The 22,256-nt window shown below is 53.7% G+C and carries 15 protein-coding genes; 4 read left to right on the top strand and 11 right to left on the bottom strand.

Translation table 11 applies throughout. The annotated features are described in order from the left end of the window. Window positions 1-167: 167 nt before the first annotated feature. From narI to KGP16_RS15780, 6 genes are all read right to left on the bottom strand, one after another. The gene (gene narI, locus KGP16_RS15755; protein ID WP_094983215.1) at window positions 168-845 is read right to left on the bottom strand and encodes a respiratory nitrate reductase subunit gamma; all 678 of its coding nucleotides are present in this window, start codon (window positions 843-845) and stop codon (window positions 168-170) included. Between the two features lie 2 nt (window positions 846-847). After that, the gene (gene narJ / locus KGP16_RS15760) at window positions 848-1,570 is read right to left on the bottom strand and encodes a nitrate reductase molybdenum cofactor assembly chaperone (protein ID WP_094983214.1); all 723 of its coding nucleotides are present in this window, start codon (window positions 1,568-1,570) and stop codon (window positions 848-850) included. Continuing rightward, complete coding sequence (narH, locus tag KGP16_RS15765; protein ID WP_223499957.1) at window positions 1,567-3,111, bottom strand: nitrate reductase subunit beta; 1,545 nt, start codon at window positions 3,109-3,111, stop codon at window positions 1,567-1,569. The genes narJ and narH overlap by 4 nt, the downstream gene beginning before the upstream one ends. Beyond that, window positions 3,108-6,869, bottom strand: coding sequence for a nitrate reductase subunit alpha (locus KGP16_RS15770; protein WP_223499958.1), 3,762 nt, complete (start codon window positions 6,867-6,869; stop codon window positions 3,108-3,110). Before KGP16_RS15770 ends, narH begins: the two co-directional genes overlap by 4 nt. Before the next feature lie 389 nt (window positions 6,870-7,258). After that, window positions 7,259-8,005 carry a winged helix-turn-helix domain-containing protein gene (locus tag KGP16_RS15775; RefSeq protein ID WP_223499959.1) on the bottom strand — a complete coding sequence of 249 codons (747 nt, stop codon included), beginning with the start codon at window positions 8,003-8,005 and terminating at the stop codon, window positions 7,259-7,261. Window positions 8,006-8,545: 540 nt separating this feature from the next. Continuing rightward, window positions 8,546-9,943, bottom strand: coding sequence for a NarK family nitrate/nitrite MFS transporter (locus tag KGP16_RS15780; protein ID WP_094983211.1), 1,398 nt, complete (start codon window positions 9,941-9,943; stop codon window positions 8,546-8,548). A 353-nt stretch (window positions 9,944-10,296) separates the two neighbouring features. On the opposite strand from KGP16_RS15780, the gene narX reads away from it, so the two are divergent. Both narX and narL read left to right on the top strand, forming a co-directional pair. After that, window positions 10,297-12,081, top strand: a complete 1,785-nt coding sequence (gene narX, locus KGP16_RS15785) for a nitrate/nitrite two-component system sensor histidine kinase NarX (RefSeq protein WP_094983210.1) — start codon at window positions 10,297-10,299, stop codon at window positions 12,079-12,081. A 9-nt stretch (window positions 12,082-12,090) separates the two neighbouring features. After that, the gene (gene narL / locus KGP16_RS15790; protein ID WP_071680870.1) at window positions 12,091-12,741 is read left to right on the top strand and encodes a two-component system response regulator NarL; all 651 of its coding nucleotides are present in this window, start codon (window positions 12,091-12,093) and stop codon (window positions 12,739-12,741) included. On the opposite strand, the gene KGP16_RS15795 is transcribed toward narL, so the two are convergent. The 3 genes from KGP16_RS15795 to KGP16_RS15805 all read right to left on the bottom strand — a co-directional run bounded on the left by KGP16_RS15795 (window position 12,738) and on the right by KGP16_RS15805 (window position 16,870). Then, window positions 12,738-14,492 carry a YchO/YchP family invasin gene (locus KGP16_RS15795; RefSeq protein WP_223499960.1) on the bottom strand — a complete coding sequence of 585 codons (1,755 nt, stop codon included), beginning with the start codon at window positions 14,490-14,492 and terminating at the stop codon, window positions 12,738-12,740. The two genes, narL and KGP16_RS15795, sit on opposite strands and share 4 nt — an antisense overlap. Window positions 14,493-14,911: 419 nt before the next feature. Continuing rightward, on the bottom strand, window positions 14,912-15,865 hold the full coding sequence (cbl, locus tag KGP16_RS15800; RefSeq protein WP_021805681.1) for an HTH-type transcriptional regulator Cbl: 954 nt from the start codon (window positions 15,863-15,865) through the stop codon (window positions 14,912-14,914). Window positions 15,866-16,174: 309 nt separating this feature from the next. Beyond that, the gene (locus tag KGP16_RS15805; protein ID WP_021805682.1) at window positions 16,175-16,870 is read right to left on the bottom strand and encodes a gamma-glutamylcyclotransferase; all 696 of its coding nucleotides are present in this window, start codon (window positions 16,868-16,870) and stop codon (window positions 16,175-16,177) included. A 506-nt stretch (window positions 16,871-17,376) separates the two neighbouring features. Here KGP16_RS15805 and KGP16_RS15810 point away from each other — a divergent pair. After that, window positions 17,377-18,195: a siderophore-interacting protein gene (locus KGP16_RS15810; RefSeq protein ID WP_021805684.1), complete on the top strand. Its 819-nt coding sequence runs from the start codon at window positions 17,377-17,379 to the stop codon at window positions 18,193-18,195. A gap of 309 nt (window positions 18,196-18,504) precedes the next feature. Next, window positions 18,505-19,605 (top strand): sodium-potassium/proton antiporter ChaA, encoded by a 1,101-nt coding sequence (chaA, locus tag KGP16_RS15815; protein WP_021180982.1) that lies wholly within the window; start codon window positions 18,505-18,507, stop codon window positions 19,603-19,605. 53 nt (window positions 19,606-19,658) lie between these two features. Here chaA and lpxO read toward each other — a convergent pair whose 3' ends face one another. Both lpxO and KGP16_RS15825 read right to left on the bottom strand, forming a co-directional pair. Continuing rightward, window positions 19,659-20,561 (bottom strand): lipid A hydroxylase LpxO, encoded by a 903-nt coding sequence (gene lpxO, locus KGP16_RS15820; protein WP_021180981.1) that lies wholly within the window; start codon window positions 20,559-20,561, stop codon window positions 19,659-19,661. Between the two features lie 387 nt (window positions 20,562-20,948). Continuing rightward, window positions 20,949-22,145, bottom strand: a complete 1,197-nt coding sequence (locus KGP16_RS15825) for an MFS transporter (RefSeq protein ID WP_094983050.1) — start codon at window positions 22,143-22,145, stop codon at window positions 20,949-20,951. Between the last annotated feature and the right edge of the window lie 111 nt (window positions 22,146-22,256).

The raw sequence follows: 22,256 nt of genomic DNA on the forward strand, positions 1-22,256 counted from the left end.
TAGATCAACGCCGAAAAGAGATCTATAAGAATAAGCTGTTTGGCCAAGTCCTGGGCGGCTAAGGCAGGCCAAAATCAATGACTGAATCAACGGTAAAAGGGTATTGATGCGGGGAAAACCGAACAGCGGCAACGTCCAAAGACCTTGCCGCTGGGTAACGCGGGGAATTAACGGCGGTTACGCACCAACTGGTAGCGGCGAGTCAGATATTCCACCGGCACGCTCCAGATATGCACCAGGCGGCAGAACGGGAATATCAGGAACAGAGTCATGCCGAGCACGATATGAATCTTGAATATCAGTGCAACCCCTTCCAGGTGTTGAGCTGCACCGCCATGGAAGGTCACCACCGCTTGCGCCCAGGCGACCAACTTCAGCATCTCGCTGCCGTCCATGTGTTGAGCAGAGAACGGAATGGTCAACAGCCCCAGGCACACCTGTACGACCAGCAACGTCAGGATCAGGATATCCCCTACGCTACTGGTGGCGCGGATACGTGGGTTGGTCAGACGGCGCTTTAATAACAGCACACCGCCCACCAACATCATCACGCCACAGGCCCCACCGGCAAACATCGCCATTTTCTGCTTCACGGCCATCGGCAGGAAAGACTCATACATCCAGTGCGGCGTCAGCATGCCGAGGAAATGCCCGGCAAAAATGCCCAGAATGCCAATATGGAACAGATTGGAGGCCAGCCGCATGCCCTTTTTATCCAGCATCTGGCTGGAGCCAGCACGCCAGGTGTATTGCCCGTAGTCGTAACGCAGCCAACTGCCGATCAGGAAGATCGCCCCGGCGATATACGGATAGATATCGAAGAAGAAAAGCGTCATAAAGTGCATGATTAGCGTCCTTTGGTTGCCGTGGTCATCGAGCCCACATCCAGATACTGTGGCGCCACCGCCCCAGCAAAGCGCCGCTGGTGAGTGGCTTGCTGCGCCGAAGCACAACCCTGCTCACCCAAAAACTTGATCTGTTCTTCTTCCCAGACGGCATCCAGTGCCTGTGGCGTGTCGTCACGTGTTTCACCGGCAACTTGCGGCTGCAGACTTTGGGCTGCAACGCCACTAGCAGACAACACCAGCAGCAGATCGAACAGCACCGCATACGGGCTTTGACGCTGCTGCAAGCGAGCACCCAGCAGGGCCAGAATGGGGGCGATATCCTGCAATCCGCCCTGAGCTTCCTCTTTGTTGCGGCTAGCCAGATACTCCAGATACAGCGGCAGGAAGTCCGGCAGTTCGCGGCTATCGATCTCCAGCCCGGCTTCGCGGTATTGCGCCATCAGATCGACCATAGCCTGGCCGCGATCGCGGGATTCACCGTGAACATGCTCAAACAACAACAGTGAAGTCGCACGGCCACGATCGAACAGCTCGCAATACTCCGCCTGAACGTCCAGCAACGGACGGGCACAGAAGCGGCGGATAAACAGAATCAACTGGGCGCTGTGATGCAAGTCCAGTTCACAGGCCGGTTCCAGGGCTTCCACCAGCTCTTGCTGATGGTCAAACAGTTCCTGCTCAGGATAATCCAGCAGGCGGGCAATAATTCGCAGAGCGATCATGAAGCATCCTCCTTGCGCGGGGTTTTCTGCGTCACGTCGATGGCATCGATGCGGCGGCTGTTAAACAGGTTGAACTTGCTGTCGCTGCCGTGGCAACCGTCGCCAAGGCTGAAGCCACAGCCTTTGCTTTCCGGGAAGGCTTCGCGCGCCAGTTCACGATGGCTGGAAGGCACGACGAAACGGTCTTCATAGTTAGCGATCGCCAGATAGCGATACATCTCTTGCGCCTGCGCCTCTGTCAGCCCCACCTGCTCCAGCGCGCTGGTATCCACCACGCCGTCCACGGTTTCTGCCCGCTTGTAGTGGCGCATCGCCAACATCCGTTTCAGCGCCAACAGCACCGGAGCGGTATCCCCGGCGGTCAACAAATTCGCCAGGTATTGCACCGGGATGCGCAGGCTTTCGACATCAGGCAACACGCCGCTATGGGCCAACTCACCGGCATCAGCAGCCGACTGGATCGGAGACAACGGCGGCACATACCACACCATCGGCAAGGTGCGATATTCCGGATGCAGCGGCAGCGCCAGCTTCCAGTCCATCGCCATCTTGTAAACCGGCGACTGCTGCGCAGCCTCAATCACCCCTTGCGGGATACCGTCTTTCAGCGCTTGCTCAATCACCGTCGGGTCGTGCGGATCGAGGAAGATATCCATTTGGCTCTGATACAGGTCTTTATCGTTCTCTGTAGCGGCCGCTTGTTCAATGCGGTCGGCATCGTACAGCAGCACGCCGAGATAGCGGATACGCCCCACGCAGGTTTCCGAACAGACGGTCGGCTGGCCAGCCTCAATCCTTGGGTAGCAGAAGATGCACTTCTCGGATTTGCCGCTTTTCCAGTTGAAGTAGATTTTCTTGTACGGACAGCCGGTCAGGCACATCCGCCAGCCGCGGCATTTATCCTGATCGATCAGCACAATGCCATCTTCGCCGCGTTTATAGATCGCACCGCTCGGACAAGTCGCCACACAGGCCGGGTTCAGGCAGTGCTCGCACAGCCGTGGCAGATACATCATGAAGGTGTTTTCGAACTGGCCGTACATCGCCTTCTGCATGTTGTCGAAGTTTTTGTCCTTGGCACGCTTGTCGAACTCACCGCCGAGGATCTCTTCCCAGTTTGGGCCACTTTCGATCTTGTTCATCCGTTGACCAGTGATCAGCGAGCGCGGACGGGCGATCGGCTGATGCTTGCCCTGCGGGGCAGTGTGCAGATTCTGGTAGTCGTAATCGAACGGCTCGTAATAATCGTCCAGCGCGGGAACATCCGGGTTGGCAAAGATCTTCGACAGCAGGCCAACGCGGTTACCCATGCGCGGCTCCAGCTTGCCGTTGATTTTGCGTATCCAGCCGCCCTTCCACTTATCCTGATCTTCCCAGGCGTTGGGATAGCCGATGCCCGGCTTGCTTTCCACGTTGTTGAACCAGGCATATTCCATGCCTTCGCGGCTGGTCCAGACGTTCTTACAGGTTACCGAACAGGTATGGCAACCGATGCACTTGTCCAGGTTGAGCACCATGCCAACTTGCGAACGAATTTTCATTTGGCTTTCTCCTGCTGGCTGCCCTGCGCGTAGTCGTTACCTTCGCCGTCTAACCAGTCGATATGGTCCATTTTGCGCACCACCACAAACTCATCGCGATTCGAGCCAACGGTGCCGTAGTAGTTAAAACCGTAGGCCAACTGCGCATAGCCGCCGATCATATGGGTCGGTTTCGGGCACACGCGGGTCACCGAGTTGTGGATCCCGCCGCGCTGGCTGGTAATTTCCGAGCCTGGAATGTTCACGATACGTTCCTGCGCGTGATACATCATGGTCATCCCCGACGGAATACGCTGGCTGACCACCGCACGAGCGGTGAGCGCGCCGTTGGCGTTGAAGGCCTCGATCCAGTCGTTATCTTCAATGCCCAAATCTTTGGCATCGTCCTCACTCAGCCAGACGATTGGCCCGCCGCGTGACAGGGTCAGCATCAACAGGTTGTCACTGTAGGTGGAGTGAATGCCCCACTTCTGGTGCGGCGTCAGGAAGTTCAGCGCCTTCTCTTTGTTGCCGTTCGGCTTTTTATTCAGCAACGGCTGCGCGGCACGAGTGTCGATCGGCGGACGATAAACCAGCAGGCTTTCCCCGAAGGCACGCATCCACTCGTGATCCTGATACAGCTGTTGGCGGCCACTCAGGGTGCGCCATGGGATCAGCTCATGCACGTTGGTGTAGCAGGCGTTGTAAGAAACGTGTTCGTCTTCCAGGCCAGACCAGGTTGGGCTGGAGATGATCTTGCGCGGCTGGGCCTGAATATCGCGGAAGCGGATTTTTTCGTCTTCCTTGTTCAGCGCCAGATGGGTGTGATCGCGCCCGGTAATGTTGCTCAGTGCCTGCCAGGCTTTCACCGCCACCTGCCCATTGGTTTCCGGTGCCAACGAGAGGATCACCTCCGCCGCATCGATAGCACTTTCGATCTTAGGCCGCCCAACTGCCGGGCCTTCGGTCTTCACGTAGTTGAGCTTTTTCAGGAAGTCGACTTCGGTCTGGGTGTTCCAACTGATGCCCTTACCGCCATTGCCAAGCTTGTCCAGCAGCGGACCAAGTGAGGTAAAGCGCTCGTAGGTCGCGGGATAATCGCGTTCTACCACCATGATGTGTGGCGCAGTTTTGCCCGGGATCAGCTCGCACTCGCCTTTCTTCCAGTCTTTCACGCCGTAGGGCTGTGCCAGTTCGGCGGCAGAGTCATGCTGGATCGGCAGCGTGACGATGTCGGTCTCCTGGCCCAGGTGGCCAACGCACACCTCGGAGAAGGCTTTGGCGATACCCTTGTAGATCTCCCAGTCGCTCTTGGAATCCCAGGCGGGATCGACAGCCGCAGACAGCGGATGAATAAACGGATGCATATCCGAGGTATTCATATCGTCTTTCTCGTACCAGGTAGCGGTGGGCAACACGATGTCGGAATACAGGCAGGTGCTGGACATGCGGAAATCAAGCGTCACGACCAGATCCAACTTGCCTTCACCGCCCTTATCCAACCACTCGACTTCCTGCGGTTTTACGCCGCCCTGTTGGCCCAGATCCTGGCCCTGGATGCCATTCTCGGTCCCCAGCAGGTATTTGAGCATGTATTCATGTCCCTTGCCGGAGGAGCCCAGCAGGTTGGAGCGCCAGACGAACAGATTACGCGGGAAGTTCTGCGGGTTGTCCGGCTGTTCGGCAGCAAAGCGGACGTTGCCCTGTTTCAGGCTCTCCACGGTGAAGTCAAGCGGCGTCTGACCGGCAGCTTTGGCCTGAGCGGCCAGATACAGCGGGTTAGTGTCCAGTTGCGGTGCCGATGGCAACCACCCCATGCGCTCGGCACGCACGTTCAGGTCGATCAGGCTGCCAGCAAACTGGCTCTTGTCCGCCATCGGTGACAACAGCTCTTCGGTGCCAACCGTCTCATAGCGCCATTGGCTGGAGTGGTTGTAGAAGAACGAGGTGCTGTTCATATGGCGCGCAGGCCGTTGCCAATCCAGACCAAAGGCCAGCGGCGTCCAACCGGTTTGTGGGCGCAGCTTTTCCTGGCCGACATAGTGCGCCCAGCCGCCGCCGCTTTGGCCAACGCAACCGCAGAAGATCAGCATGTTGATCAACCCGCGATAGGTCATGTCCATGTGATACCAGTGGTTGACACCGGCCCCAACGATAATCATCGAACGGCCGTGGGTTTTCTCGGCGTTCTCGGCAAACTCGCGCGCAATGCGGATGATGTTGTGGCGTGATACGCCGGTGATTTGTTCTGCCCAGGCTGGCGTATAGGCTTTGACTTCGTCATAACCGTTGGCGCAGTTGGCATCATTCAGACCACGATCCAGGCCGTAGTTAGCCAGCGTCAGGTCGTAGACGCTGGTCACCAGCGCCTGGCTGCCGTCCGCCAGTTGCAGGCGTTTTACCGGCAGCTTGTGTAGCAGGATGTCGTCCAGCGCCACGCTGTTGAAATGCTCACTCTCGGCACCGCCGAAGTATGGGAAGCCAACGTCAACCACCTCATCATGGCTGCCTAGCAGGCTGAGTTGCAGCACCACATCCTGCTGGGCTTTACCTTCACGCTGTTCCAGGTTCCATTTGCCCTTCTCACCCCAACGGAAGCCGATGGAGCCCTGCGGCGCCACCAGTTCACCGCTGGTCTGATCCAGCGCGACGGTTTTCCACTCGGGGTTGTTTTCCTGCCCAAGGCCATCCACCAGATCGGCGGCGCGCAGAAGGCGGCCAGCGGCGTAATAGCCCTCGGTGCGCGGTTCCAACATCACCAGCATCGGCATATCGGTGTAGCGGCGTACATAGTCGCGGAAATAGCCAACTTCACGATCCAGATGGAACTCTTTAAGCATCACGTGGCCCATCGCCAGCGCCATGGCGCTATCGGTACCCTGTTTCGGGTTCAGCCACTGGTCGCATAGCTTGGCTACTTCCGCGTAGTCTGGCGTCACCGCGACGGTTTTGGTGCCCTTGTAGCGAACCTCGGTGAAGAAGTGGGCATCCGGGGTGCGCGTTTGCGGCACGTTGGAGCCCCAGGCAATGATATACGAGGAGTTGTACCAGTCGGCGGATTCAGGCACGTCGGTCTGTTCGCCCCAGGTCATCGGCGAGGCCGGTGGCAAATCGCAGTACCAATCGTAGAAGCTCAAGCAGGTGCCGCCAATCAGCGATAGATAACGGGCACCGGCTGCGTAAGACACCATCGACATCGCCGGGATCGGCGAGAAGCCGATAATGCGGTCCGGGCCAAAGGTCTTGGCGGTATAGACGTTGGAGGCGGCGATCAGTTCATTGACCTCCTGCCAACTGGAACGAACAAAACCACCGCGGCCACGGGCCACTTTGTAGCTTTTGGCTTTTTCCGGGTCGGAAACGATCGAACCCCAGGCATCAACCGGATCACTGTGCAAGGCTTTAGCCTCGCGCCATAGCTTGATTAGGCGTTTGCGCATCAGCGGATATTTCAGGCGGTTGGCGCTGTAGAGATACCAGGAATAGCTGGCACCACGTGGGCAGCCACGGGGCTCATGGTTGGGTAAATCAGGACGGGTGCGTGGATAATCGGTCTGCTGGGTTTCCCAGGTAACCAGGCCGTTTTTCACATAGATTTTCCAGCTACAGGAGCCGGTGCAGTTAACACCATGGGTGGATCGCACCACTTTGTCGTGCTGCCAACGGCTGCGGTAACCGTCTTCCCAATCGCGGTTGGTGTTCAACGTTTGGCCATGACCGCCAGAGAAAGGTTCGGCCAGCTGCTTGAAGTAGCGGAACCGGTCTAGAAATTTGCTCATCCGGAGTTCTCCTGAAGGCTCATCACCCTACGAGTTTCAAGCCGCAGCTTGAAAGACGACGGGCATATTGTTGTAAGAAGTTGCCAAGTGACATTGCTCAATCTGCGGCCAAGGCTACTGATGCTCTGCCGGGCGTAACTTGATTGCGATCAAGGGAATCAGTGAGGAAAAACGTGGGGGACGTTGGAAATACCACTAAAGGATGATCGTTAGAATTAACGCTATCACATTGTAATAAAACAAGAATTATAGACTAGTAAAGAGACACGCCTGGCGAACCCCCTGAAGCGGAAATTTGGGGGTAGAGGCGGTAAAAACGGAAATGTGAGCAAGATTAATGACAGAATGACCGGATAATCTTGTCTGAAACGGCTTCCAGGGACTCCCTGCTAGCGAGTCCGACATTCAACCCGCATTTCCTTTTCATTCCCCGCCAGATACACGCAGTTCAGCGCCTGGGGATTAACACCAGCAGAGGTGCCTAATGAAAAAGAGAGAAACATTCGAGGGCTGTTTAGCTGCTCATGCTGTATTGCAGGCCTGGTCCGACTGCCCAATGCATAGGATAAAAGTGAAACTGTCAACAGCGCAATAAACGCCGCCAGATACGTCAATACCCGGCCCCCTGGTATTAGCGTGTTTTGCCTGGGATCGTCCAAAGCCATTTCGCTTAATATCGGATGCATGCAGGAATAATCTTCCGGCACCGTTGCATTTTCAATAATTTCATCGACCATATGATTTAATTTGCCCGCAGATAAATCACTATTAATAGTTTCAGCATTATTATTGCCAGGAATAATCTCCGTGGCGACGGCAGATTCTCCTGATGATATAAAGTTAAAAATTGCTTTATCGTCCACCTTATAACCAAGACGAGGAATGGTCCGGATGAGAGCATGCTCCGTGTCGCCAATTTTCTGGCGAATGGACTTAATCGTCTGATTGATTGTCGAGTCTGAGCAATAGGTGCCTTTCCAGATAGTCTCAATGATTTCTGAGCGGCTCACCAACTCAGGCGACCGGTTAACCAGCAGGGAAAGGATCTGCAGCTCTTTCCAACGTAGGCGTGAACGCTGCCTGGAGGGGAGCAAAACATCAAAATTTATGATTTTTATTTCCTGTTCAGCAGCCACTTTTCATTTTCCTTATGAGTTCACAGCGTCCCCATTTGTATAGACATATGAAAAAATGTTCAACAATTTAAATATAAACTCGGTGAAACAGACTGACTTTATATTTCACCTGTTTTTCATAACTTAGTGAAATCATGCAGCTCACTGAGAAAAAACCATCCCCTCCTGGTCCATGGCCAATTCAGACATAAACCACTCCGCACCAAGGATTATGGGCTTTATTTTCTGATGAAACAGTGGGCATTAAGATTTTATCAATAGATAAACATGGGTTGCTCTTATCCTCACTCAACAAAAAAGCGATGTTAATATAGACCAATAAAACCGCCAAAAGTCGGTAATATTACACAGCGGAGTTTCGGCAAAATAGCGGTGACTTCACCGATTGGCAATCACTGAAACAACGGGTGGGAATTGAGAGGGTAGACACTCCCCGGCAAGCGAGGAGTGTCTGATTACTGACAGGCAATGGTGCACAATGGGTAGGCGTCGCACATGTTCGACAGTAGGGTCGCCGCATATTGCCTTCGCTTGACTCAACTAGCGTGAAACCTTTTTACGGCCGTAAACCCCCCAGGTCACCACGACACACAGAATATAAAACACCAGGAAAATCTTCATCGCCCCAGCCGGTGAGCCAGTCAACGCCAGCGAAGTCCCAAACGCCTTGGGAATAAAGAACCCCCCTGCTGCACCAATCGCCGAGATAAAGCCCAACGCCGCAGCCGAATCGGTTACCGCCTCGCGCTGTGCCAACTCATCGCTTCCTCCTTCGGCTTTCACTCTGTCCACGGTGATTTTACGAAATATCACGGCGATCATCTGGAAGGTCGAGCCGCTGCCCAACCCGGCGGTGAGGAACAGCACCATAAACACGCCATAGAAGGCCATAAACGAGCCCTGATGATCGCTACCCGGCAAGGTCAGGAACAGCAAGGCGGCGAAAATAGCCATGACTATAAAGTTCAGCAACGTCACACGAATACCGCCAAAGCGATCGGAAAGCGCCCCGCCCACGGGACGAGCCAGCGCCCCAAGGAACGGCCCGAAGAAGGCATAATGCAGGATCACCACGTCAGGAAACTGGGTTTTCGCCAGCATGGCAAAACCGGCAGAGAAACCAATAAAGGAACCAAAGGTTGCCAGATACAACAGGCTCAAAACCCACAGATGCCCCCGTTTCAGTACCGGCAGCTGTTGGCGCAAAGAAGCCTTTGAGGCGGCCAAATCGTTCATACCGAACCAGGCCGCCAGCGTTGCCACCAGCAGGAAAGGCACCCAAATCCAGGCGGCGTTTTCCAACCACAGCTGGCTGCCGTCTGGCTGTGTCTGCCCAGTGCCGCCCAGGAAGCCGAACATGGCGAGCGAGATGGCTAACGGAGCCACCAGTTGCATTACGCTGACCCCCAGATTTCCCAGACCGCCGTTCAGCCCCAACGCGCCCCCCTGCTTCGCCTTCGGGAAGAAGAAGCTGATGTTCGCCATGCTGGAAGCAAAGTTGGCCCCAGCAAAACCACACAACAGCGCGATAATGATAAATACGTTGAATGAGGTGGTCGGATCCTGCACCGCATAGCCCAACCACAGGCAAGGTACCAGCAGGAAACAGGTGCTGATGGCCGTCCAACGGCGGCCACCAAACATCGGGATCACGAAGGAATACGGCACGCGCAGGATCGCGCCGGAAACCGAAGGCAATGCGGTCAACAGAAACAGCTGATCGGTGGTGAAGTTAAAACCCACTTTGTTCAGATTAACCGCCACGGCGCTGAACAGCATCCAGACGCAGAAGGCGAGCAACAGGCAGGGTATGGAGATCCACAGGTTGCGGCGGGCAATGCGGTGCCCGCTCTGCTGCCAGAATTCGCTGTTCTCAGGTTGCCAGTCCTGAATAACCGCACCCGTTTTTTTTGCTAAAGGCGTTGCAGATTGCGACATAATAACCTCAGAAACACGGTGATAACTGCGCACACCCTAGTTGATCCCCTCAAGCGGTAAAGTTGACGCAAATCAATGAGCAAGCAGGTAACTCATGGCGGAAAAACCTCATACATCCCTTAGTGAGTAGCCAATCCAGTCCAGCTAATCTATTGGTATTCAGCAGGTTATACCACAGTAGAGCTAATGGTTTGGCTATGGGTCAGGCCACCGGAAACTAAGGGGTACTTCGTTAGGGGTATGGGGTTACGCCGGGGGATGAGGAAAAATGGCTGCTATTGACGTAATTTGGCGGCCGGATTTTCGGGTATCTACTCTCTGGTTTCTGCTGCTCTCTAGGGGACGCGTATTCGATGAAACGCTTGCTGGCTCCGCTTTCCATCGTTAACCAGGTTGCCCTGCTAATGCTACTGCTGGGGGTGCTGGGTATCGCCGGAATGAGTATTTCCGCCTGGATGTCGCAAAGCATTCAGGGCAATGCTCATGCCATCAACAAGGCGGGCTCCCTACGGATGCAGAGCTACCGTCTGCTGTCTCAGGTCCCTCTGGATGCCCGCAGTGACCTCCTGATGCAGGGATTGGATCAGGATGAAACCAGCCGCGATTTGCAGCTGGCGTTGGAGCGCGAAGGGCTAACCCCACAGTTGCTGACGCTGCGTGACTATTGGCTAAACCAGCTGCAACCGCGGCTGCGCCAAGCACAACGCCCCGCCGATGCGGCCCCCCAAGTGGCCCATTTTGTCAGCCTGCTGGACAAGCTGGTTTCCGATATCGATCATCAAACCGAACGGCGCTTGTTGATGGTGACGCTGGTTCAGGGGGGATTTATCGCCCTGACGCTGTTGCTGCTGGTCGGCACCATCTGTTATCTACGCCGCCGTTTGCTGCACCCTTGGCGTCAATTGGTGGCACTGGCGCTGGCGGTTGGCCGCGGTGATTTCAGCCACCGCTTTGCCCAACGTGGGCATCAGGACGAGATGTCTTCCCTAGGCGCCGCGCTCAACACCATGTCCGACGAGCTTGCCACCATCTATGCCAGGCTGGAGCAACGTGTCGCAGAAAAAACCGCCGACCTGCAACAGAAAAATCAGGTGCTGGGTTTTCTGTATCGCACCAGCCGGCAGTTGCACACCAGCGAGCCGATCTGTAGCCGCCTGACGCCGATCCTCAACCAGTTGCAAACCTTGACGCCGCTACACAGCATCCAGGTACGGCTGTATGAAAACAACAGTCAGGAACAGTTTCTACAATTAAGCGGTAACCAGCCATTGAGGCCGGAGTATTGCCATAATCCGGTCTGTAGCGCCTGCTTGAGCGAACATCAGCCGCATAGTCAGGGCCATCCTTCTCTTAGCTGGAGCCTGAGTGACCAACTGGGCAATTATGGCATCGTCGTCGCTCAACATGCACCAGAACAACGGCTAAGCGATGAGCAATGTCAGTTGATGAATACCCTGATAGAGCAGTTGACCAGCGTATTGGCGATAGAACGCCAGGTTGACCACCAGCAGCAGTTGATGTTGATGGAAGAGCGTGCCGCGATTGCCCGCGAGTTACACGACTCCATCGCTCAGTCCCTCACCTGCTTGAAAATGCAGACCAGTTGCCTGCAAATGCAGGGGGGCGAACTCCCTCCAGCCAGCCTGGCGCTGGTGCAACAGATGCGTGAAGAGATCAGTACCGCCTATCGCCAGTTACGCGAGCTGTTAACCACCTTCCGCCTGCGCTTGACCGAGCCTGGCCTGCTGGCGGCACTACAGTCTACGGTACAAGAATTCAACCAGCGGCTGGGGATCACCATCGAACTGGATTATCAGTTAGGACCACGAAGCATACCGGCCTATCAGGCGATCCACCTGCTGCAGATCGCGCGTGAGGCATTGAGTAACATTCACCAACACGCGCAGGCCAGCCAGGTCGCGATTCGGGTGACCAACCTGCAGGGCGAAGTCACCCTGAGCGTCAGCGACAATGGCCGTGGTCTGCCAGATATCAGTGAACGGCCCGATCATTACGGCCTAATCATCATGCGCGATCGCGCCAAAAGCCTGCATGGCCAGTGCGAAATCTTGCCGTGCAGCGGCGGCGGCACCGAAGTACGGGTGACGTTCCGCCCGGATAACTCCGCTATTGAATAAGGAAATACTATGACGACCGAAGAAGCTGCCACCATACTGCTGATTGACGATCACCCCATGCTGCGTAACGGCGTCAAGCAGTTGATTAGCATGGATCCGCGGCTGCAAGTCATCGCCGAAGCCAGCAATGGCGAACAAGGGGTGGAACTGGCGGAGCTGCACGATCCCGACCTGATCCTGTTGGATCTGAATATGCCCGGACTGAACGGCCTGGCAACCCTGGATCGCCTGCGCCAAACCGCCCTTTCCGGCCGCGTGGTGGTGTTCAGCGTCTCCAACCATGAAGACGATGTGGTGAGCGCGCTAAAACGCGGTGCGGATGGCTATCTATTGAAAGATATGGAACCAGAGGAACTGCTCAAGGCGCTGCATCAGGCGGCGGCAGGGCAAATGGTACTGAGCGAAGCATTGACTCCAGTGCTGGCGGCCAGCCTGCGGGAAAACCGCCCGGCGGTAGAACGCGACATCCAGCAGTTAACCCCGCGCGAGCGCGACATCCTCAAGCTGATCGCACAGGGGCTGCCAAACAAGCTGATCGCCCGTAAACTGATGATCACCGAGAGTACCGTCAAGGTGCACGTGAAACACCTGCTGAAGAAGATGAAACTGAAGTCCCGCGTAGAAGCCGCCGTTTGGGTGTTGGGTAATAAGAAGGATTAGTTACCCTCTGGGTGCAACGGCCCGGTAACCGCCGGGATTGCCGGTGGCTGCAGGGTTTGCGGCGGTGGTAACCCAGGCTCCCCTTCAATAGACAAGCTCAGGGGAGCGGTAACCTGTAGCGTGATCCAGTTCGAGGTGGCTTTCTGCTGCTTTTCATCCTCAAGGGTGACGGACAGTTGGTAGTGATTACTGGCCCCTGGCGTCTCATCCCACGCGGGCACCGTCAAGGTCCACCCCTGCGGATCGTTGATATTCGCCGGTGGCGTCAGGCTGACTGCTTGAGTGTCCCCTTGCCAGTTGACCGCAGCGATCTTATTGGCCGCCTTGATTTCCAGCACCAGCGGCAGCGTTTCCCCTGGATTCAGGCTCCATGACGGCGTCGCCAGAAACACCTGCAACGTTTTGCTTTCACGGAACTCCAGCACCGGCACATTATTACGTTCAATGCTGTCATAGCGGCTACCGCGCAATGATTTGGCCTGTTCTACGTAGTACGGAGAAATCTGTTTGAGCAGCGGCACCCCAAGGCGGTAGGTCATGGCCAGCTCGACCTTGTCCTGGGTTTCGCCCACATTATCCAGTTTGTGCAAGGCTTTGACCGTGACCAACGGGACCGGCGTATAGTTGAGCCCCACCTGCATAGCGCTAGGATCGGTTTGTTTGTTGCCATTGCCTAGCAGATCGACACTGGCGCCGCGATACTGTTCAAAGCTGAGCGAGGCCCCAAGCTGGTGGTAAAACGGCAGATAACCTTGAGTGGTAATGTCGTAGCCACGCGCCGGACGGCCGAGAAAGACGGCATTATTTGCCTGTGGTGAAAATGATGATAGCGGGTGGTAATAGTTGGCCGATAAGCGTAGATAGTCACCCCAGGCTTCTGCACCGATGCTGCCGCGGTTGCGCTGATTCTGGAAATCACTGTCGAGTACGGAGTTGTAGCCCAGCAGCCAATCCCCCACCACCCAGCGCTGCCCCAGACCAAAATTACCCTGTGAACCGTTAGCCTTTTGCAGATAACCCACCTGGCTGTAGGTCAACAAACCATCCACGTCATAGAGCGGGCTGAACAACTGACCGCTGCTGCCGGTAAAATCCCCTTCAGGTGTGACAGCAAGCGACAATTTAGCGGTGCCAAGTGGCGAAAGCAGCTCCTCGGTCTCCTGCTGTAAGACCGAGCTGGCCTGGTTGGTCAGGTAATCTTTGGTATCGGCGCGCGCCCGCTCGCTGGATATCTGGTTAAGATTCTGCTCTGCCAGCTTTTTCGCCCGCGTAGCCCACTCTTTTTCTTTTTCGGCATCGTTGACGCCAGCGCTGCCCAGATCCGGCAGTTCTTGCGCCGGGGATGCTTGCGCCTTGACCTCACTGACCACAGCCGCAGGCACTTTAGCCGCGATATCAGCCGCATTTGCCACCGCCGGTGGAGCAATAACCTGGGTTTCTGCTGGAGGCGCTACTGTCTGAGCTTCTGCTACCGCCGCCTTTGGTACTACCGTCTGGGTTTCTACTGTTGCAGTCGGTGGCGCTTTAGCCAGATCGTCAATCACGCTCGTCCCAACCGAGGGTGCTTCCACCGTAACCTCAGCTTCACTTTTTACTGCAGCGGGTGCCTCAGCCTGGGCATCAGCCACGCCAGCCACTGCCGGGGGAGCTTCCGCCTGGGCGTTAAACATTATCACCGGTAGAGCTAATAACCCGAGTAAGCGCGTGCTGGATAACAACTGTGACATCTTTTGCTGAATAACCTTGGTCATAACCACGTTTGCCCTTCGTCTTCCTTGCCGCATGGCAAACTTACCTCGTTGACACTACCGTTCCGGCAGGAAGAAAAAACCTGCCGCACAGCATAATGCAACCTGAAGCCATAGGGTAAGCGATCGGCAAAAAGAAGCCATCGGAAAAACCTGTAATCGGGGATCTCAACCAAGGGTATTACCAGCGATAAAAAAGACGTCCGAACAGCACATTCCACCATTGGGGCAAACGTGCTGCACGGACGCCTGTTGAAATTCGTCGCGGATAGTCAACGTTTCCGCGTTAAAGGTAAAGCAGCTTGTATGCCAGTTTGCCAAGCTACAGATTTTACAGTGTTATTGCCGTGCAATCTGTAATCCACCCCTCACTATTGCACAGTGATATGGCGCGTTTTGCACCATTCCAGCGCATTACAGCCTCAGATCTGATAGTCGATAACCTGTTCCAACTGATCGGAGAACACTTTCTCTTTAATGTCCGTGAGCGACAAGGTGGGATTACATAGCTGGATAAACTGCCAGGTATAGTTACGTTGTAACTGACCGCGTTTCAGCCCCAACCAGACGGTATTAGGCTCAAACAAATGTTCGGCATTGAGGCTCACCAACCCACGATCGCGCTCTTTTTCAAACGACATATCCGCCAGAATGCCTACACCCAGCCCCAACTCAACATAGGTTTTGATGACGTCAGAATCCTGGGCGCTTAGCGCGATATCCGGCGTCAGCCCTGCGGCTTTGAATGCCGCATCCAGCCGTGAGCGCCCGGTGATCCCCTGGCGATAGGTAATCAACGGCAACGCACTGAGCATTTCCAACGTAACCAGCGGTTGGCGTGTCAATTCGTGGCCTTCCGGAACCAGGATTGCATGGTTCCAGCGGTAATAGGGAAAAGCAGCCAATGACTCTTCGCTCATCAGGCGTTCACTGGCGATGCCGATATCCGCTTCGCCGCAGGCCAGCATGGCGGCAATCTCCTCCGGGCTCCCCTGATTAAGCACCACGCGTACCTGCGGATACAGCGCTCGAAACTCCTTAATCACCCCCGGTAGGCTGTAGCGGGCCTGGGTATGGGTGGTGGCAATATGGAGTTGGCCCGCGTCTTTACTGCTGAACACATCGGCCAGACGGCGGATATTATTGGCATCATTGAGGATGCGTTCCGCGACCACCAACAGCTCTTTGCCCGGTTCGGTCATGCCTAATAACCGTTTGCCACGGCGGATAAATATCTCAATCCCCAGTTCTTCTTCCAGCTCGCGAATATGACGGCTAACCCCAGACTGTGAGGTAAATAACGCATTCGCGACGTCAGTCAGGTTGTAGTTGCAACGCGCTGACTCACGGATAATTTTTAATTGCTGAAAATTCATTCCGTCCTCTTCTCTCCCCAAAACCGTTAACAATATTGATACGGAGTCTGGGCAAACAGAACAAATAAGGAATAGTCTTTACTTATAGCTTTTAATGCTAAGTGCATTTTTTATCATTAAAAATTCACCACCGCTTTTCTCTAGATTTTAAATGGCTTTAAAATTAATGAGATAAATAACCACCTTGATATTGTGGCTAAATGATTTATGCAGCAAAAAGTTATTACCTAGAGGGATAAGATATATCAACGCGAAGGTTGTTGAAGCATTTGGGGGCGCGCAATACCACGCCCCGACGGTAACTGAAGGTTAGGCCGTGGCTTCGCCACCTATTGGCCCCGAGGTGTTCTGTTGCAGCCACTGGCGGACATAGCCGACCAGATCGCCGATGCAGTCATCCTTCATGCCGTGATTTTTCAGCTCGTTGTCCAAGGCAAACAGATACTGCGCATTGGTGCCCAACGGGCCGCTGGCGCTGGCGATCAGCGGAGCGATCACCTGATGGCTGGTATCCGCTTCAAATAGCGGATGCTGCGGGTTCATCACAAACACCAAGGCGGTGACGATGCTGCCGTCTTCCAGCGTCAGGTCACACCAGGTTGGCAGATAGCAACCGGTGATCATCTCACGCTTCCACAGGAGTTCCAGCTCTTCACGTAGCTTATCTTCCGGCAGGCGGAAGGCCAGACCGGTGGTTTGCCCCCCTTCCTGTAGAGCAAGCATGCGCCCTGGCTGATGCAGCGTGCCCCGTCCGGCGGTCAAACGCAGGCAAAATGCCCGATGCCAGCCTTGCAGCGTCGCCGGGCGCACCTCTTCGGATTCAAATACCGGGTTCCACATCAGTGAACCATAGCCGAAAACCCATACTGGGCTATTATCCGGCCGCCTGGAGAGTGTACATGTCAGTGAGGCCGAGCGCTGTTCCGGCGTCAGCAACAGCGACTCTTCGATCGTGCCGAATGCCGTTTTGCAGTCTGCTTTTTGCAGAAAATCTCGAGTTAACACCTAATACAACCTCCTGGGAATAGGATTGCCCTAAACCCTTCGCCACTGTGTATGCAATTTCTTTTTTGGGATTCGGGGCGTGTTTATTTCCACCGCCCAGCAAAAAATATATACCCTATGGATTTCAAGTTGCAGCTAGGCAACAAGCTTACTCATCCCCAGGAGCTTACTTTTGGGTAAGTGACTGGGGTGGGTAAGTGCAGATAACAACGCTGCAACTTGAAAGACGACGGGTATAAACGACCATATTCTTTTCTGACCCTTCAATCAAGTTTCCAGGCATATTTAATGTGAAAAAGTATTTGTACCCAGAAGCAATAATAATTATAGACGTAAAACTTTACTCTTCCCCTGCGTTTTGTTAACAGAGCTCAGCGTTTTAACCGTAAAAAAATACAATCCGGGCGGATCACGCCGCTTGGCCTGATGTGCCACGCCAATCAGCAAACAATTCTCATTATCAAATGGCATGATATACTGCCTGCAGAATGATAAAGGAGAACCCCGTGACAACCGAAACCCCTCGCAGCCGCGCACCCTATTTGATCGAAGTTGCCCGTTTACGCGACATCACGCCGCACCTGCGCCGTATCACCTTCAGCGCGCCAGACCTGCGTTTTTACCCTGCTGAAGCCGCCGCCGCACATATCAAGGTGTTCTTACCGCTCGTAGGCCAAACCCAGCCAGACCTGCCCACGCTCACCGAGAAGGGCCCGGTGTGGGCCGCCGATGCCGTGCGCCCGCTAATTCGCACCTACTCTATTCGAGCCGTCCGCCCGCAACAGGGTGAAATTGATATTGAGTTTGCCCTGCACGACCATAGCGGGCCAGCGGTGAACTTTGCACGCCAGGCCAAGCCGGGGGATAAAATTGGTATCAGCAACCCTGGCGGCCCCAAACCAATGTTGCCAGCGGCCGACTTCTACTGCCTGGCTGGCGATCCTTCTTCATTACCAGCCATCGCCGCACTGCTGGAAAACTTGCCAGCACATAGCGAAGGCCACGCGTTTATCCGCGTCGATACCCCTGCGGACGTTATCGATCTGCAAAAACCTGCCGGTGTAGAACTAAGCTGGATCATTGGCGGCACGGAGAAAACGGCCGATCTCATCACGCAATTCTGCGCCTTGCCACTGTCGCAAAGCGGCACCCAGTACTGGCTGGCAGGTGAGGACCGCCTGGTGGTCGAACTGCGTCGTTACCTGCGCCGGGAGCGCCAATGTGAGCGTAATCAGCTTTATGCGGTACCTTACTGGCGTGAAGGGCTAAATGAAGAGGGTTACCACCAGAAAAGGCACGATATCATGGATAACATTGACTCCTGAACGCCATTATCTGCCTTATTTACCGTGAAAAATGCCAGTTAAAACCCTTTTATAGGCGTTTAACATAGAACACCTGGATTTTTACGTAAAAGTAAGTAAAAAAAACCGCATCGTATGCGGTTTTTTTGTTACTCTTATCACATAAAGCAAAGTTTTGCTTTCTAAAAACCAAACACAACATCACATTATTACTCGGCGTCATGCGCAGAGTGTATCCTATTATTATTAACAACTTTCTGGATACGCTGACCCTATCTGCAGGTGAACAGCGATGACGGGCCACGCAGTTTGAGAAGGAGATGTACCGTAATGAAGTCGCACAACGATCCTGGCCGATCCAAATCTCGCCACACAGAGTATTCCCTGATTTTCCCTATCGCCGCGTTGGTTGTGCTCAACCTGTGGAGCGGTACCAGCAGTTTCCCACTGATTGTGGCCATCAACATTATTGCCCTGGTCGGTATCCTCAGCAGTGCTTTCAGCGTGGTACGCCATGCAGACGTCCTGGCCCACCGCTTGGGTGAACCCTACGGCTCGCTGATCCTCAGCCTGTCGGTAGTGATCCTGGAAGTGAGCCTGATTTCGGCACTGATGGCAACCGGCGACGCGGCCCCGGCCCTGATGCGTGACACACTGTATTCAATTATCATGATTGTCACTGCCGGATTGGTTGGGGTTGCCCTGCTGCTCGGCGGGCGCAAGTTTGCTACCCAGTACGTTAACCTTGGCGGTATCAAACAATACCTGATGGCGATCCTCCCACTGGCGGTGATCGTGCTGGTGTTGCCAAGCGCCTTGCCTGGTGGCAACTTCAGCGTGGGCCAGTCACTGCTGGTTGCGGCCATCTCGGCGGCAATGTACGGCGTGTTCCTGCTGATCCAGACCAAAACCCACCAGAGCCTGTTTGTTTATGAACACGAAGATGACGATGGCGACCCGCACCACGGTAAACCCTCGTCGCACAGCAGCCTGTGGCATGCCGCCTGGTTGATCGTGCATCTGGTCGCGGTAATTGCCGTAACCAAATTCAACGCCAACCCGCTTGAAGGCTTGCTTACCAAGCTGAACGCACCAACCCAGTTCACCGGTTTCCTGGTTGCGTTGCTGATCCTGTCCCCGGAAGGGCTGGGTGCTCTGCGCGCGGTGTTGAACAATCAGGTGCAGCGCGCCATGAACCTGTTCTTCGGCTCGGTGCTGGCGACCATTTCACTGACGGTGCCAGCGGTAACGATTATTGCCACCCTGACTGGCCAGACGCTAATCTTCGGCCTGCAAGCACCGCATATGGTAGTGATGCTGACGGTGTTGATCTTGTGCCATATCTCGTTCTCTACCGGCAGAACCAACGTGTTAAACGGCACCGCGCACCTGGCACTGTTTGCCGCTTATATGATGACGATATTTGCCTGATAGCGGGTGGTTACAAAACATCAACGGGGCGCATTATTTGCGCCCCGTTCTATTTATAGTGCAAAGAAAATCAGTGCTGCAATCCCGCCAAACAGCAGCCATTTGATAATGTAATAGCCCGTCTTGTTCCAGGCTTTTAATCGCTTGCCAACCTTACGCACGGCATAGATATATTTGAACAGCCGATTGACGCCGCCGGTACGATCGCCCTCTTCATTCGGTGCTGTCGCAGCACTCATCAAATTACGTCCCAACCAGTGATTCACCGCCTGCGCCCAACGGTAACGCATCGGCCGCTCGATGTCGCAAAATAGGATCAGGCGGTTTTCCCCGCTCTGGTTTTCGGCATAGTGCAGATAGGTTTCATCGAACATCACCCCTTCACCATCGCGCCAACTGTAGCGTTCGCCATCCACTTCGATAAAGCAGCGGTCGTCATTCGGGGTGATCAACCCCAGGTGATAACGCAACGAACCGGCATAAGGGTCGCGGTGGCGTGGCAAGCGGCTGCCATGGGGTAATTCGGCAAACATCGCGGCCTTCACCGAAGGCAGGCTACGCAACAGCGCAGTGGTTTGCGGGCATAACGCCATTGCCGAAGGATGGTTATCCTCATACCACTTCAGGTAAAAGCGCTTCCAGCCGGTTTTGAAGAAGGAGTTGAATCCGGCGTCGTTAAATTTATCCGACGCCTTGATTTGCTGGATCTCCATCAGTTGCTGCCCTTCTTCCCGAATGGTCTGCCAGTTGTCACGCAGGATAATGAGATCGGGGAACTGCTCCGGTTGCAGGTAAGGCGTGGTCGGCACCCGTGAGAACAGGTACATAAACACGTTCAGCGGGGCGGTAAAGGTGGAATGGTCGGAAAGCTGACGCCAAAAGGGATAGCGAACACGGCCACGATAATGAATGTAAATAACGCACAAAATCAATAAGATAAGAATGATATATTTCATGATAACTTCAGAGCCCCAAAATACAACCATCAGTATGCAAGCACAGCACACAACCCAACGATTCCTTTAGCTCCGTTAAGATTGGTTTAACGGCCGCAAGACACCAATAATTAACGTTATTGAAACCAAAATTCTATACAAAAAGCCACAAAAACTTACACAAAGCTTAAACGAGAATGGGATTTACGCTAGGGAAAAATGGAGATCGACGTCTTGCTCTGGTCATCGAGACCGCCCCCACTCACAGGGTCGAGGGATCCCCAGAAAAATTGAGACGAGAAGCTGGCGATTCTTCCCCTTAAATTTCGGTTTATCTATTGTTAGCGCCGTTTTCTCAAACTCAAGCTACCAGATAAACCATCAATAAGACCTCGCCTCATCCCGTTTTCATTGTTTTTTAATCATCCTCCCCTTCATCAGGTAAATAAGGAAGATAATCATAATCAGGCCAGACATGGCATTAACAACCCACCACCCACGTTCATTAATCATAAACATACCAACAGAGAAAGAAGCAACGAGATTACATAAATACGTCATTGATGAATTTAGTCCCTGTACCTTATGCTTTACTTCCGGTAGCGAGCATCTATTAATTAAAAATGTGCCACCGCTGAACATAAAACTCCAGCCAATACCAACGGCAATCAGCGAAATCAAGTAACCCATTGACGCATCAAGACAGAGTGCAACTAAAACACCCACCAGAAATAACAAAGCCCCTAACGCAATTAAATTAAACGTGCTTAACTTACTCAAAATAAACGGCAATAGTAATGCCGGTGCATACATGGCAAAAAAATGCCACTGTAAAACAACAGCACTTTGATTTATATCAAAATGAGCGTGATGCATGGCTAACGGTGCAGAGTTCATTAATAATGTCATTACAGCGAAACCTAACGCACAACTTAGCGTCCCAATGATAAAATCATTAGATCTAATCGTATGACGATAGAGATTACTCCCTGTATCAGAGTCGCTTGAGCTCTTTCCTTTAACAACCATCTCTGATTTTGGCAAAATTATAAACATTTGCGTCAGCAGCGTTAATACAAATACGGAAGCTGATATTAAAAACGTTCCAAGAAAAACATGATTACTAAACTGGTATGCACCTTGAGTTGCAAGAAATGGCCCTAACACGCCCCCAAGTATGCCGCCACCAATGATAAACGAAGTGCATCGTTTTTTCATACTTTCACTGTCAAATACTTCAGCAGCCGCAAACCGGTAATATTGATTAAATACTGTCGCGCCGCCAATAATGAATGTAGAAAATACAAACAACGCGAAGGAGTGATAAAAAATAGCCGCTATAGCTAATATACTCCCAGCCAACCCAATTAAACTACCAATAGCAAATGCGGTTCTTCTCCCATACCTGCTCATTAAGAATGACGCATAGTAGACCATTAGCGCAGCCCCCAGAACAGTAGCAGTCACCGGTAGCGTTGTTAAATAGCTTACGGGCGACAGCATATTACCAGCCAATGTAGAGGTTAGCGTCAGCAACGAAATTATAGAACCAGTAAGCCCCTGTCCCAAAAAAAGCGCGGTCAATGTGATATATTCCTTATTCATAACAACCTCCTCCCGTTAGATTACTCATAAAATAACTTTGACCTTAACACAGACAAGTAAACCTCTTTAGTATCATTACTGTAAAAAAAAGGTTGCCCTCTAAACCTTAGC

The organism is Serratia sp. JSRIV006, assembly GCF_019968685.1.
GTDB lineage: Bacteria > Pseudomonadota > Gammaproteobacteria > Enterobacterales > Enterobacteriaceae > Chania > Chania fonticola_B.

Excerpts from the sequence above, each read along its gene's own strand:
- KGP16_RS15825 (WP_094983050.1), bottom strand. The coding sequence starts at position 22,145 with ATGAATAAGGAATATATCACATTGACCGCGCTTTTTTTGGGACAGGGG.
- KGP16_RS15795 (WP_223499960.1), bottom strand. The coding sequence starts at position 14,492 with ATGACCAAGGTTATTCAGCAAAAGATGTCACAGTTGTTATCCAGCACG.
- KGP16_RS15780 (WP_094983211.1), bottom strand. The coding sequence starts at position 9,943 with ATGTCGCAATCTGCAACGCCTTTAGCAAAAAAAACGGGTGCGGTTATT.
- narI (WP_094983215.1), bottom strand. The coding sequence starts at position 845 with ATGCACTTTATGACGCTTTTCTTCTTCGATATCTATCCGTATATCGCC.
- lpxO (WP_021180981.1), bottom strand. The coding sequence starts at position 20,561 with ATGAAATATATCATTCTTATCTTATTGATTTTGTGCGTTATTTACATT.
- narH (WP_223499957.1), bottom strand. The coding sequence starts at position 3,111 with ATGAAAATTCGTTCGCAAGTTGGCATGGTGCTCAACCTGGACAAGTGC.
- KGP16_RS15770 (WP_223499958.1), bottom strand. The coding sequence starts at position 6,869 with ATGAGCAAATTTCTAGACCGGTTCCGCTACTTCAAGCAGCTGGCCGAA.
- narJ (WP_094983214.1), bottom strand. The coding sequence starts at position 1,570 with ATGATCGCTCTGCGAATTATTGCCCGCCTGCTGGATTATCCTGAGCAG.
- narL (WP_071680870.1), top strand. The coding sequence starts at position 12,091 with ATGACGACCGAAGAAGCTGCCACCATACTGCTGATTGACGATCACCCC.
- narX (WP_094983210.1), top strand. The coding sequence starts at position 10,297 with ATGAAACGCTTGCTGGCTCCGCTTTCCATCGTTAACCAGGTTGCCCTG.
- cbl (WP_021805681.1), bottom strand. The coding sequence starts at position 15,865 with ATGAATTTTCAGCAATTAAAAATTATCCGTGAGTCAGCGCGTTGCAAC.
- chaA (WP_021180982.1), top strand. The coding sequence starts at position 18,505 with ATGAAGTCGCACAACGATCCTGGCCGATCCAAATCTCGCCACACAGAG.